General features: G+C 58.8%; 12 protein-coding genes. 7 read left to right on the forward strand and 5 right to left on the reverse strand.

Annotated elements, in window-relative coordinates; all coding sequences use genetic code 11:
* Positions 1-80: 80 nt before the first annotated feature.
* From ileS to DHN12_RS15370, 3 genes are all read left to right on the forward strand, one after another.
* Positions 81-3,029, forward strand: coding sequence for an isoleucine--tRNA ligase (gene ileS, locus DHN12_RS15360; protein ID WP_108860999.1), 2,949 nt, complete (start codon positions 81-83; stop codon positions 3,027-3,029).
* Positions 3,030-3,111: 82 nt separating this feature from the next.
* Positions 3,112-3,567: a methylated-DNA--[protein]-cysteine S-methyltransferase gene (locus DHN12_RS15365; RefSeq protein ID WP_108861000.1), complete on the forward strand. Its 456-nt coding sequence runs from the start codon at positions 3,112-3,114 to the stop codon at positions 3,565-3,567.
* Between the two features lie 76 nt (positions 3,568-3,643).
* Positions 3,644-4,111 (forward strand): hypothetical protein, encoded by a 468-nt coding sequence (locus tag DHN12_RS15370; protein ID WP_108861001.1) that lies wholly within the window; start codon positions 3,644-3,646, stop codon positions 4,109-4,111.
* Between the two features lie 3 nt (positions 4,112-4,114).
* Here the strand turns inward: DHN12_RS15370 and DHN12_RS15375 are convergent, their stop codons facing one another.
* From DHN12_RS15375 to fsa, 4 genes are all read right to left on the reverse strand, one after another.
* Positions 4,115-4,810, reverse strand: coding sequence for a phosphatidylcholine/phosphatidylserine synthase (locus tag DHN12_RS15375; RefSeq protein ID WP_108861002.1), 696 nt, complete (start codon positions 4,808-4,810; stop codon positions 4,115-4,117).
* Positions 4,811-4,895: 85 nt separating this feature from the next.
* Positions 4,896-5,816 carry a tyrosine recombinase XerC gene (locus tag DHN12_RS15380; protein WP_108861003.1) on the reverse strand — a complete coding sequence of 307 codons (921 nt, stop codon included), beginning with the start codon at positions 5,814-5,816 and terminating at the stop codon, positions 4,896-4,898.
* Positions 5,813-6,520, reverse strand: coding sequence for a DUF484 family protein (locus DHN12_RS15385; protein WP_058273210.1), 708 nt, complete (start codon positions 6,518-6,520; stop codon positions 5,813-5,815). Before DHN12_RS15385 ends, DHN12_RS15380 begins: the two co-directional genes overlap by 4 nt.
* Before the next feature lie 193 nt (positions 6,521-6,713).
* The gene (gene fsa / locus DHN12_RS15390; protein ID WP_108861004.1) at positions 6,714-7,367 is read right to left on the reverse strand and encodes a fructose-6-phosphate aldolase; all 654 of its coding nucleotides are present in this window, start codon (positions 7,365-7,367) and stop codon (positions 6,714-6,716) included.
* 90 nt (positions 7,368-7,457) lie between these two features.
* On the opposite strand from fsa, the gene DHN12_RS15395 reads away from it, so the two are divergent.
* The 4 genes from DHN12_RS15395 (at position 7,458) to DHN12_RS15410 (ending at position 12,352) form a co-directional block, all read left to right on the forward strand.
* Positions 7,458-9,653: a primosomal protein N' gene (locus DHN12_RS15395; RefSeq protein ID WP_108861005.1), complete on the forward strand. Its 2,196-nt coding sequence runs from the start codon at positions 7,458-7,460 to the stop codon at positions 9,651-9,653.
* Positions 9,654-9,732: 79 nt separating this feature from the next.
* Positions 9,733-10,965 carry an MFS transporter gene (locus DHN12_RS15400; RefSeq protein WP_108861006.1) on the forward strand — a complete coding sequence of 411 codons (1,233 nt, stop codon included), beginning with the start codon at positions 9,733-9,735 and terminating at the stop codon, positions 10,963-10,965.
* A 66-nt stretch (positions 10,966-11,031) separates the two neighbouring features.
* Positions 11,032-11,904 (forward strand): 50S ribosomal protein L11 methyltransferase, encoded by an 873-nt coding sequence (locus DHN12_RS15405; RefSeq protein ID WP_108861007.1) that lies wholly within the window; start codon positions 11,032-11,034, stop codon positions 11,902-11,904.
* 103 nt (positions 11,905-12,007) lie between these two features.
* A complete protein-coding gene (locus DHN12_RS15410) occupies positions 12,008-12,352 on the forward strand; it encodes a hypothetical protein (RefSeq protein WP_108861008.1) in 345 nt (114 codons plus the stop codon).
* A gap of 100 nt (positions 12,353-12,452) precedes the next feature.
* Here DHN12_RS15410 and DHN12_RS15415 read toward each other — a convergent pair whose 3' ends face one another.
* Positions 12,453-12,665: a DUF1127 domain-containing protein gene (locus DHN12_RS15415; protein WP_108861009.1), complete on the reverse strand. Its 213-nt coding sequence runs from the start codon at positions 12,663-12,665 to the stop codon at positions 12,453-12,455.
* Positions 12,666-12,701 lie beyond the last annotated feature (36 nt).

Here is a 12,701-nt window from a genome sequence, read left to right on the forward strand (position 1 = left end):
GACGCCGGGCAAAGGTGCTTGAGAATTCGCACTGACCGCTTCGATCCACACACGTCAAGATCATCCTGAGGACGCCCCCAATGTGCGCCGACACGACCCAAACACCTGACTACAAAGACACGCTGAACCTGCCAAAAACCGATTTCCCCATGCGCGCTGGTCTGCCCAAGCGCGAACCCGCATGGCTGGATCGATGGGAAGAGATCGGCGTGTATGACCGCCTGCGCGAGAAAGAGGGCCGCACGCCCTTTACCCTGCATGACGGCCCCCCCTACGCCAATGGTCACTTGCATATCGGCCACGCACTGAACAAGACCATCAAGGACATGATCGTGCGGTCCCATCAGATGATGGGTCATGACGCCCGCTATGTTCCCGGCTGGGACTGCCACGGCCTGCCGATCGAATGGAAGATCGAGGAACAGTACCGCAAGAAGGGCAAGAACAAGGACGAGGTAAATATTGTCGACTTCCGTCAGGAATGCCGCAAGTTCGCCGAAGGCTGGATCGACGTCCAGCGCGAAGAGTTCAAACGTCTTGGCATCACCGGCAACTGGCCCGATCCCTACATCACCATGGACTATCACGCCGAGGCTGTGATCGCCGATGAGTTCATGAAGTTCCTGATGAACGGCACGCTCTATCAGGGCTCAAAACCCGTGATGTGGTCGCCCATTGAGAAAACAGCGCTGGCCGAGGCTGAGGTCGAGTATCACGACAAGGAAAGCTTCACTATCTGGGTGAAGTTCAAAGTTACTGATTTTGCTAGCGATGGATTGCCCGCGGATTTTACGAGTAGAGGACAACTGAAAGATGCCTACGTCGTAATCTGGACCACGACGCCATGGACGATGCCGTCGAACAAGGCGGTCGTGTACGGTAAGGACATCTCTTACGGCCTCTACGAAGTCACCGGAGCACCAGAAGAATGCTGGGCTAGTGCCGGAGACAAGTTCCTGCTGGCCGACAATCTGGCCGCTGACGTGCTGGGCCGTGCACGCCTGAACGACGACCAGTGGGCTCGCGTGCGTGACGTAACCACGGACGAGTTGGAAGGTGTTCAACTGACTCACCCATTGGCTGGTGCCGAAGGTGGCAATGGCGAATGGGATGACATCCGCGACTTCCGCGCAGCTGAGTTTGTAACCGACACCGAAGGAACCGGCTTCGTCCATTGTGCGCCGTCGCACGGTATGGAAGAATTTGAGCTCTACCGCGATCTGGGCATGCTGGAGCAGGTCATCACCTATAACGTGATGGACGACGGCTCGTTCCGCGCTGATCTGCCGTTCTTTGGCGGCAAGTACATCCTGTCCCGCAAGGGTGGCGAGGGTGACGCGAACAAGGCCGTCATCGACAAGCTGGTCGAGGTTGGCGGGCTACTGGCGCGTGGCAAGATCAAGCACAGCTATCCCCATTCGTGGCGCTCGAAAGCGCCGATCATCTATCGCAACACGCCGCAGTGGTTTGCATCCGTTGACCGTAAGCTGGACGATGGCATGGGTCAGATGGGCGATTCCATCCGCGAACGCGCCTTGCGCTCAATCGACGAGCTGGTGAAATGGACACCGCAGACCGGTCGCAACCGTCTGTATTCGATGATCGAAGCGCGCCCGGACTGGGTTCTGTCGCGCCAGCGCGCCTGGGGTGTGCCGCTGACCTGCTTCACCAAGAAAGGGGCCTTGCCCACCGACGCGGATTACCTGCTGCGCAACGAAGAGCTCAACGCCCGCGTCAAGGCGGCGTTCGAGAAAGACGGCGCGGATGTCTGGTACACTGACGGCTTCAAAGAGAAGATCCTCGACGGCATCGCCAACCCAGATGACTACGATCAGGTGTTCGACGTGTTGGATGTGTGGTTCGACTCGGGCTCGACCCATGCCTTCGTTCTGCGCGACCGGGAAGACGGGACCGAGGACGGCATCGCCGATGTCTATATGGAGGGCACCGACCAGCACCGCGGATGGTTCCATTCGTCCATGCTGCAGGCTTGCGGTACAAAGGGTCGTGCGCCGTATCGCAACGTGGTGACCCATGGCTTCACACTGGATGCCAAGGGCAACAAAATGTCCAAGTCGCTTGGCAACACTATCGTGCCGGAGAAGGTGATCGAGCAATATGGTGCCGATATCCTGCGCCTGTGGGTGGCTCAGACCGACTACACCGCCGACCAGCGGATCGGGCCGGAGATTCTGAAAGGCACCGCCGACAGCTATCGCCGCCTGCGCAACACCATGCGGTTCATGTTGGGCTCGCTGGGCGATTTCACCGAAGCCGACCGTGTCGCGCCTGAGGATATGCCGCGTCTGGAACGCTGGGTTCTCAGCCGTCTGGCAGATCTGGATGAGCAGGTCCGCAAGGGTTATGCCTCCTTCGACTTCCAGGGCGTGTTCAGTGCCGTTTTCACCTTTGCCACGGTTGACCTGTCGTCGTTCTATTTCGACGTCCGTAAGGACGCGCTGTACTGCGATGGCGACAACTTGCGCCGTCGCTCGGCCCGTACCGTGCTGGATATCCTGTTCCACCGCCTGACCACCTGGCTGGCTCCTGTTTTGGTCTTCACCATGGAAGAGGTCTGGCTGGAGCGTTTCCCAGGCGATGACAGCTCGGTCCATTTGGTGGATTTCCCGGATACACCTGCGGATTGGCGCAACGCCGAACTAGAAACCGGTATGTCCAATATCCGTCGCGTGCGTCGTGCCGTGACCGCTGCGTTGGAAATCCAGCGTCAGGACAAGGTCATCGGTTCCAGCCTTGAGGCCGCGCCGATCGTGCATGTCGAAGACAGTAACACCCGCGACCTGCTGGCAACCTTTGACGTGGACGACATGTGCATCACGTCTGGCCTGACCGTTTCGGGCGACCCGGCCCCAGCCGAGGCATTCCGCGTGCCTGAAATCGAAGGGGTAGGTGTCGTCTTCGAAAAAGCAGATGGCGAGAAATGCCAGCGCTGCTGGAAAATTCTGCCTGACGTCGGTCGTCATTCCCATGCAGGCGTTTGTGGGCGCTGCGACGAAGCCCTGGGCTAAACACTCGAACCCCCGGCGTCACCCGTCGGGGGTTTTTCTTTCCGCGCTTGCGCTGGCCCCGGCGATCTGAAACGCTGTATTCATGCCGATGATTTCCGTTGATACGCAGTTTGGCCGCCTTGGCATTGAAGAAACAGATGGCGCCATCACACGCCTTGTGTGGGATGGGCAGGACGACGGGTCGGACACACCCCTGTTGCAGGAAGCCGCCGCACAGTTGGCCGCGTATAACGAAGGGCGTCTCGAACGGTTCGATCTGCCGTATCGTGTTGCCGGTTCAGACTTTCAGCGTAAGGTCTGCGATCTGATGTATGCCATTCCGTTGGGCGAGACCCGAACGTACGGTGACATCGCGAAAGAGCTTGGGCAACCACCGCAACCGGTGGGTCAGGCCTGCGGCGCGAACCCCATTCCGGTGATCATACCTTGCCACCGGGTACTGTCTGCCAATGGTCTGGGCGGGTTCTCGGGCGATGGTGGGGTCGAGACCAAAGTGGCCCTGCTGCGCCATGAACGCGCGGCGAGCCTGCTGATCTGAGTTGCGAAAACCAGTTGCAATCCCAGAGTTCGCGGCCCAACCTATATCAGTTACTGAATTTGAAGGACCGTATTGCATGACCGCCCAGACAGACCCGGCCGCTCGCAAAAAGGCCATCATAGACCGCCTGATGTCGCTGGAAGAACAGGAACTGGCAACTGCGCAGGCGCATTACGACGCATTTCTCAAGGACTCGCAGCTGGACGACCGCGAAGGGCATGACAAGGATGACATCGCCGCCTCGCGCGAGAATGCGGATCTGGCGGCGGCGTTCGATGCACCCGTTCATGCGCATCACGCCAAGATTGATGTGATCGAGAACACGGATTTCAGCCTGACGGACCGGGTTCAGCCGGGCGCTGTTGTCAAGTTCAACAACCGCCGTTTCGTGGTCTGTGTCTCAACGACCCGCTTTGAGGTCGACGGTAAGACATATATGGGCATCTCAACCCAAAGCCCGATCTACCTGACCATGACCGGTCTGAAAGAGGGTGATGTGTTCACCCATAACGGCACCGAGTTCGAGGTTGAGGAAATCCTGTAACGTTCAGTTGTTGCGCAGCGGGATAAGTTGCTGCGCAATACCTGCTGAAACTAGATAGAGGCTTGTAATTACCAAACCCCAATGCGCCCAGCTTTCAGGATGGAAATCGACCCAAGCTGCCCAACCGGCGAAGAACGTCCAGGCAAACGCGACCGGCAGTGACACGTTACGCCAGCGTTCCGTCCGCACCGGGTGAATGAACTTCAACGGTAGAAACATCGCCAGCGACAACAGTGAAACCAGCAGCAGGATCACCCAGAAATTGGGCTCAAGCGCGAAAATCACGATGACAAACATGTTCCAGCACCCCGGAAACCCAGAGAACGAGTTGTCCTTGGTCTTCATCCGCGTGTCTGCAAAATACATGGCGCTGGCAAAGGTGATCACGATGATCGCAAACCAGCCGGTCCAACCGTCCATCAGCCCCGATTTGAACAGCGCAAAGGCCGGAATGAACACGTAGGTCAGATAGTCGATGATCAGGTCCAGAAGAACACCGTCAAATTCCGATGCGTTCTTTTTGACATGGTAGTGGCGCGCAAGCGGGCCGTCGATTCCGTCCACGATGAACGAGATCACCAGCCACAGATACATAAGGCTCCACTTTTCCTCGACCGCGGCCAACATGGCCAACATTGCAAAGACGGCGCCGGTTGCGGTGAACAGATGTACGGAAAGGGCTTTGAGTTTTATTGTCATTTGTGTCTCTTGGACGATGCGAGCTGCAGATGCAAACCAAAAGCCGGGTAAGGGTACCGCCCAGACGTCATCGTGGGATATGGGATCAGGCCTTGGGGTGAGCGCGGTTGTAGACTTCCATCAGTCGGGCCGTATCTACGGCGGTATAGGCCTGCGTGGTGGACAGAGAGGCATGGCCCAACAATTCCTGAATGGCGCGCAGATCACCACCGGCGGACAACAGGTGGGTGGCGAAACTGTGCCTTAAAGCGTGCGGTGTGGCAGTTGCGGGCAGGCCAAGCTGCATGCGCGCCTTGGCCATCACGCCCTGAATTGCACGCGGATTGAGCGCACCGCCCCGCACCCCGCGGAACAAAGCCTTTTCCTGGGATTGTGGATGCGGACAAAGCTGCAGGTAACGGTCAACGGCGGTGCGGGCGGCCGGGATCACCGGAACGATGCGTTCCTTTCCGCCCTTTCCCACAATACGCAAGCTACTCGGCAAAGGCGCGTCGCTTCCTGTCAAAGACAGCGCCTCGGAGATGCGCAAACCGCAGCCATAGAGCAGTGTGACGACAGCAACGTCGCGCGCCGAGATCCAGTCGTTTGACGACTGAAGTTCGACCGTGTCGATCATCGCGCGGGTCGCGTCTTCGGCCAGCGGGCGGGGGAGTTTTTGGGTGAACTTTGGCGCGCGTGTTGACAGAACGGCAGTGGGTTCGAACCCTTCACGTTCAGCCAGCCATCGATAAAAGCTTTTGACCGCCGACAGCTTGCGCGCCAAGGATCGCGCACCAACACCTGCGCTGCGCTGATCAGCCATCCAGGCGCGCATGTCGGACACGGTGATCCGGGCCAGCGCTGCCAATCCCTGCTGTTCACTGTGGTGTAGTGTCATAAAAGACAGGAAGTCGGTGACATCACCACGATAAGCGGCTTGGGTGTTTTCCGATCGCCCTGCCAGCGCGCTTAAGCTGTCCAGCCAATATTGTAACGCGTCGCGGCAGGCAGGTGAGATCAGGCTCACGACAACCAGTGGCGCATCGAGCGTTCGAAGACTCCGGCGAAGAACGACAGAAGATCAGTGCCGAGCTGCGGTGAGAAATGATTGCGGTCCCTTGCGCTCATCACGATCATGCCGGGCAACCGGCCCTCACCCAGATCCAACCGCAGGCAAGCCTCGGATCGCAGGTGATCTGCGTTGGGTCCAAAAATCCTGTGCGTCGGGTGGAGGATCTCGCGCAGAACCACGTCGCGGGCGGGGCCGCCGCGGTCGAACGTCAGGTAATTGTCCACGAAACCGGGTTCGACTACGGACAGAACGCCGCCCAGAGTGTCGATGGCGGGGTCTTCCTGCGTTGCTGTGGATTCCAGAATCAGCTTGATGCGATCCACACGCAGGATTTCGACCACATCCGAGCCGAGCGTGCGCAGGAAATCTTCGAACTCGGCCGGTTCCAGCATGCGGATAACAGCACGATGCACCTGATTTGTGCCCGCAAGGTTTTCATATGCTGCGGCGATGACGGACCGGTGGGTGTCTTCCAGCCTGTCCAGCCGTTCCTCGAGCCTTTGCATGGCGATGCCGCGCAGGTCGATGACGTTGTCCCCGCGCGCCTGTTCGTTGGCCGTCACAAGTGCCTGCATCAGGTCCTTGTCATCCAGCACGGCGTCTGGTTTGGCCAGAATCGCGGCGCGCAAGTTGTCCTGGAGTTTGGTGTTACTGCTCATGTCCCGCTCGGTCTTTTTTGTTGAGGGGCTTATAACATGAGTTATGGCGGTTTCCTTGGAAAAAATGCATTGGCAGTGCATTTCATTCCCACTGTGACCTACGGCTCCCGCCTGCGAAACCTTGATCAAAGATCAAGGCTTGGCAGTTGGGCCAGGCGCGGCACTGTCAGGTGCCGCGCGGTCGCGTAAAGGGTCAGAGGATTTTCTGACCGGTCTTGGCCCAGTCGGCCAGGAAGGTTTCCAGACCTTTTTCCGTCAACGGGTGATCGGCCAGTTTCTTGATCACAGCGGGCGGTGCGGTGATCACGTCAGCACCGATGCGGGCGCTGTCGGTCACGTGGTTCACGGTGCGGATTGAAGCGGCCAGAATTTCGGTTTCAAAGCCGTAATTGTCATAGACCTGGCGGATATCCGCGATCAGATCCATGCCATCGAGATTGATGTCATCCAGACGACCAATGAAGGGCGAGATGAAGGTTGCGCCCGCCTTTGCGGCCAGAAGCGCCTGGTTGGTCGAGAAGCAGAGTGTGACGTTGACCATCTGGCCTTCGTCGCTGAGCGTCTTGCAGGTTTTCAGACCGGCCCATGTCAGCGGAACTTTCACGGCGATATTCGGCGCGATCTTGGCCAGCTTGCGGCCCTCGGCGATCATGTCGTCAGCTTCGGTTGCGACAACTTCGGCTGAAACCGGTCCGTCGACCAGATCACAGATTTCCTTGGTCACTTCCAGAATGTCACGACCTGATTTCAGGATCAGCGAGGGGTTGGTGGTCACGCCGTCCACCATGCCCAGATCGTTCAGTTCGGCAATGGCGTCGATCTCGGCTGTGTCTACGAAGAATTTCATGCGGGCAGTCCTTTGATGGGTTGGCCTTGGTCGCGGATGGCTTTACCTCAAAGAGACCCATGCTGGAACCCCCGAGCCCAAGGATATGCGTTGAGCACTCAGGAGTATTTCGACCACGGAGAGCTGGTTGCGGTTCTGACCGCACAGCCGCTGGACCGGACGCTGGATTACAAGGCGCCCGAGGGGGGCTGTTTTCTGGGGGCGTTCGTTGAGGTCCCGTTGGGGCCGCGTAAAGTTCTGGGTGTCGTCTGGGGCCCGGGACAGGGCGGGTTCGACCTGAACAAGGCGCGCTCCGTGATCCGGGTGCTTGAGGTCGCGCCGATGCGCGAAGAAATGCGGCTGTTTCTGGGGAAGGTTGCCGATTACACTCTGACGCCGATGCCCGCAATGTTGCGTCTGGCAACCCGAGCGCCGGGGCTTGGTGATCCGCCGTCGATGCGTAAGGTTTATCGGCTGGGTAATGGCGATCCGGATCGCATGACCGACGCCAGGACGCGTGTACTGGACGTTCTCCGCGACTATGGCGGGCTGGCATTCACCCTGAAAGAACTCGCCGAACAAGCGGGCGTGACGTCTTCGGTCGTCAAAGGGTTGGTCAAGCAGGGCGCTGTACGGGAAGAAGACAGCCCGCGCGATTTGCCCTATCCGCATCTGGATCCGGATTTGCCGGGCAAAGCTTTGACCGACGATCAGGCGGCGGCGGTTGAGAAGTTGCAGAAGGGCCAGCGGTCCGGGGAATATGGAACCACGCTGCTTAAGGGCGTGACGGGTTCGGGCAAGACCGAAGTGTATCTGGAGGCTGTAGCCGAGGCGCTGCGGATGGGCCGACAAGCCTTGGTTCTGCTGCCCGAGATCGCTCTGACAGCGGAATTCCTGACGCGGGTTGAGGCGCGGTTCGGTGCACGCCCGGCCGAATGGCATTCCGGCGCGACCATGACGGAACGCCGCCGGGTCTGGCGGATGGTCGGGCAGGGGGATGCGCAAATGGTGATTGGCGCGCGCTCAGCTTTGTTCCTGCCATTTCGTAACCTTGGCCTGGTGGTGGTCGATGAGGAACACGACACCTCGTACAAACAAGAGGACGGCGTGCATTACAGCGCGCGGGACATGGCGGTGCTGCGGTCTGCCATTTGTGGCGGGCGGGTGATTCTGGCCAGCGCAACACCTTCGCTGGAAAGCTGGGCCAACGCCGAAGCGGGAAAATACGACCGGGTTGATCTGACCTCGCGCTTTGGGGCGGCGGTGTTGCCCGAGATGAAGCCCATCGACATGCGGGCCGAACAGATGCAACCGGGGACGTGGATTTCTCCGTCTTTGCGGCAGGCGGTGATGCAGCGGATCGAGAAGGGCGAGCAATCGCTGCTGTTCATCAACCGCCGTGGGTATGCGCCGGTGACCCTGTGCCGCGCTTGCGGGGAACAGATTGCCTGCGATCATTGCGACGCGCGGATGGTCGAGCACCGGTTTCTGAAACGGCTGATGTGTCACCAATGCGGTGAGACCAAGCCGATGCCCGACGAATGTCCCTCATGCGGGGTCGAGGGCAAGCTGGCCCCGGTCGGTCCGGGGATCGAGCGGCTGGCCGAAGAGGCTGAGGCGACGTTTCCCGATGCCAAGATCGCGATGCTGAGTTCCGATTTGTTCGGCTCGGCCCGCGCCCTGAAAGCCAAGATCGAAGAGATTGCCGAGGGCGATGCCGATATCGTCATCGGAACGCAATTGGTGGCCAAAGGGCACAACTTTCCCAATCTGACTTTGGTCGGGGTAATCGATGCCGACCTCAGTCTGCACGGGGCAGACCTGCGCGCCGCTGAGCGGACATTCCAGTTGATGCGGCAAGTCGCGGGTCGGGCAGGCCGAGCGGACAAGCCAGGGCAGGCCCTGTTGCAGACATTCCAGCCCGAGCATCCCGTAATCCGTGCTATTCTTTCAGGTGACGAAGAAGGATTTTGGAAGGCCGAGGCCGCCGGACGGCAGGCGGCGGGTGTGCCGCCATACGGCCGTATGGCGGGGATCGTCCTGTCCGGACCTGAGGTTGGACCAGTTTTTGATATCGGAAATGCAATGGCCCGAAACGATGCGCCACTGCGCGATATCGGGGCACAGGTCTTTGGCCCGGCTCCGGCGCCTATTGCGCGGATTCGCGGCAGACACCGCGTGCGATTGTTGGTCAAGGCACCCAAGGGCGCTCCGATTCAGGACGCGATTGCCCGCTGGATCGCACCCTTGCGCATGAAGGGCGACCTGCGTTTGACCGTGGATATCGACCCGCAGAGTTTCTACTGACCTCTGCATCAGCGCAGACCGATTGTGCGCCCGCTGCTTCGCCCTCGCCAAAATCTAAAAATGGGCGTAGAGGAGTCCCATGTTGAAACCGATGCCCCTGTCCGAGGCGCAGAGCCTTCCGTTCTGGCGCCGCCCTGTGACGCTCTTGTTCGTCATGGCGCTGACGATGCCCATTGCCTTCAACGCGTGGAGCGCGCTGTTGAACAATTTCGTGATCGAGATGGCGAATTTTGACGGGGCCGACATTGGGTTACTGCACACTGTGCGGGAGATCCCCGGATTTCTTGCTGTTGGCGTAATCGCGGTGATCATTTTCGTGCGCGAGCAGGTACTGGCGATGATCTCGCTGATGATGCTGGGCGTGGCAACTGCGTTGACAGCATGGTTTCCCAGCCTTGGTGGGTTGCTGTTTGTCACCCTTTTCAGCTCGATCGGATTTCACTACTACGAGACAGTGAATCAGTCGCTGCAGCTGCAATGGCTGCCCAAGGACCGCGCGCCGCAGGTGCTGGGCTGGCTTGTTGCCATGGGATCAGCCGCGACCGCAGTAGTCTACGGTCTGATCGTTTTGACCTGGGACCGGTTTGATCTGTCCTACAACATTGTGTTCATGGCCGCTGGTGGTGTGACCGCCCTGCTGGCGCTGTTCTGTCTGTTCGCCTTTCCGCAGTTTGACTCGCCAACCCCACAGACCAAAAAACTGATCCTGCGTCGTCGCTACTGGTTGTATTATGCACTACAGTTCATGGCCGGTGCGCGACGGCAGATCTTTGTTGTCTTCGCGGGCTTCATGATGGTCGAGAAGTTCGGGTTTGAAGTACACGAGCTGACCAGCCTCTATCTGATCAATCTGGTGATCAACATGGCGGCGGCTCCGATGCTGGGTAAGGCTGTGTCGATGTTCGGTGAGCGCCGCACGCTGATCTTCGAATACACCGGCTTGGCGATCGTTTTTGCGGCCTATGGCGGTATCTACTGGTTTGGTTGGGGCGTGGTGCTGGCTGCAACCCTATATGTGATCGACCATGTTCTGTTCGCTTTGGCGCTTGCCCTGAAGACCTACTTTCAGAAAATCGCCGATCCTGCGGATATCGCACCGACGGCGGCCGTGGCGTTCACGATCAACCATATCGCCGCTGTGTTCCTTCCCGCGCTTCTGGGCCTGCTGTGGGTCATCTCACCCGGTGCAGTCTTTGCACTGGCCGCTGCGATGGCGATGATCTCGCTGGGTTTGTCTTTGCTGATCCCGCGCCACCCGGAACCGGGAAATGAAACGATCTTGTCGAAATACGCGCCGGCACCTGCCGAATAAGCGCCAATGCTTGACCTTGGCGGGCCATCGCCATAGGCGCTGTGTCAATCGATACAGGAGGCCCTCATGCCCACATTCACTGCGCTGACTACACTGACCGGTAAAAAAGCTGCCGAAGGGCTGGGCGAAGCGATGGAGCGTCTGGATCCGGAACCAACCGGCGTTGGAGTATTCGAGGTCGAGGATGGCTCGGGCCTTTGGGAAGTTGGTGGGTATTTCACGGAAACTCCGGACGAAACCGCTCTGGCCGTTCTAGCCGCCGCGTTTGAGGCCAAGCCTTTTGTTGTGTCAGAACTGCCCGATACGGATTGGGTGGCCCATGTGCGCCGGGAACTGGCTCCGGTCGAGGCCGGACGGTTCTTTGTCTATGGCAGCCATGACGCTGACAAACTGCCCGAGGGACGTATCCCGCTGCTGATCGAGGCTGCAATGGCCTTTGGCACCGGCCACCACGGCACCACGTTGGGATGCCTAAAGGCGCTGGACCATCTTTTGAGCCAAGGGTTCACGGCGACCAAAGTGGCCGATATCGGCTGCGGCACTGCCGTGCTGGCCATGGCGGCCGCGCGGGTCTGGGAAGGTGAGATCATCGCCAGCGATATCGACGAAGTGGCCGTTGATGTCGCCGAAGCCAACCTGAAGGCCAATGGAATGGCAGGCAAGGTCCGTTGCGTGGAAGCGGCGGGCTTTGACCATCCCGATCTGGGCGTGATCGCACCCTACGATCTGATTTTTGCAAATATCCTTAAAGGGCCACTGGTTGCTCTGGCCCCCGAAATCGCAGCGAATCTGCGCGTCGGTGGTTATGCAATTTTGTCCGGAATCCTTAACGAACAAGCCGATGATGTGGATTCCGTTTATCTACAAAACGGGTTCAATTTAGAGAAAAATGACCAAATTGGTGAGTGGACGACGCTAATATTAAGCAAACAGGGCTAAATTGGGGCCATTTGCTGGAGCTTTCTGGGGTTTTGCCTCGATTTTGTCGCATTCTGTTTCTACCGTCTTAACCTAGAAGCGGGGGGCGGTTTTGGAGGCTGCCATGACAGGAAAACAACTGGAATTTGATCAGCGCGTGAATCGCCTGAGCAAGAAACACGCAAAACTAAGCCGTGGCTATCGCGCGACGATGCGTAAGGACGGGTTGGTTGTGATGAAACCGCAGAGGGTGAAGTCGGCTTTGCCCCTTAAGGTTCTTCTGATGTGTCTGCTTGGGTTGTTTGCATTCAAGACGTTCTTGCTCACCAGCCTTGGGCCTTCGGGCTATCAATACAGGGTTGACGCATTGAACGAGGGCACCTCGGTTGAACAAGCCGGTGCCTGGGTGATGCAAATCGACCCAGTATCGCTGGTGCTTTCGGAACAGTTGGCACGGCTGCTGCCCTGACATCAGGCCAATGAATCAGAAACGCCGCGCATTCTGCATGCGCGGCGTTCTGTTTTGCCCCTGAGGGAGGGAAGGGGCATATGAGTGGGTGTGTTAAATCTTAACGACGACCTTCGGCCACGACGTCAATATCGCCACGGCACAGTCCGATATCTTCCAGCTCGCGGTCTGTCAGACCGCTCAGCGTGTTACGAGTCACGCGGGCGTCATTCCATTCGACAACGGCGTTCACGACCGATGCGAAATATGCGCCGATACGGCCGACGAGGCCGAATGAGCCGGTGGTGGTGCGGGTGGTGTCCAGTGCAGCCATATCCTGTTTCCTTCTGGTTTAAGTTTACGTTTTGAT

This window comes from Ruegeria sp. Alg231-54 (genome assembly GCF_900143525.1).
Lineage (GTDB): Bacteria > Pseudomonadota > Alphaproteobacteria > Rhodobacterales > Rhodobacteraceae > Ruegeria.

Coding starts and splice junctions, on each gene's coding strand:
- DHN12_RS15385 (WP_058273210.1), bottom strand. CDS start 6,520: ATGAGCAGTAACACCAAACTCCAGGACAACTTGCGCGCCGCGATTCTG.
- DHN12_RS15405 (WP_108861007.1), top strand. CDS start 11,032: ATGCCCACATTCACTGCGCTGACTACACTGACCGGTAAAAAAGCTGCC.
- DHN12_RS15410 (WP_108861008.1), top strand. CDS start 12,008: ATGACAGGAAAACAACTGGAATTTGATCAGCGCGTGAATCGCCTGAGC.
- DHN12_RS15375 (WP_108861002.1), bottom strand. CDS start 4,810: ATGACAATAAAACTCAAAGCCCTTTCCGTACATCTGTTCACCGCAACC.
- ileS (WP_108860999.1), top strand. CDS start 81: ATGTGCGCCGACACGACCCAAACACCTGACTACAAAGACACGCTGAAC.
- fsa (WP_108861004.1), bottom strand. CDS start 7,367: ATGAAATTCTTCGTAGACACAGCCGAGATCGACGCCATTGCCGAACTG.
- DHN12_RS15370 (WP_108861001.1), top strand. CDS start 3,644: ATGACCGCCCAGACAGACCCGGCCGCTCGCAAAAAGGCCATCATAGAC.
- DHN12_RS15365 (WP_108861000.1), top strand. CDS start 3,112: ATGCCGATGATTTCCGTTGATACGCAGTTTGGCCGCCTTGGCATTGAA.
- DHN12_RS15400 (WP_108861006.1), top strand. CDS start 9,733: ATGTTGAAACCGATGCCCCTGTCCGAGGCGCAGAGCCTTCCGTTCTGG.
- DHN12_RS15415 (WP_108861009.1), bottom strand. CDS start 12,665: ATGGCTGCACTGGACACCACCCGCACCACCACCGGCTCATTCGGCCTC.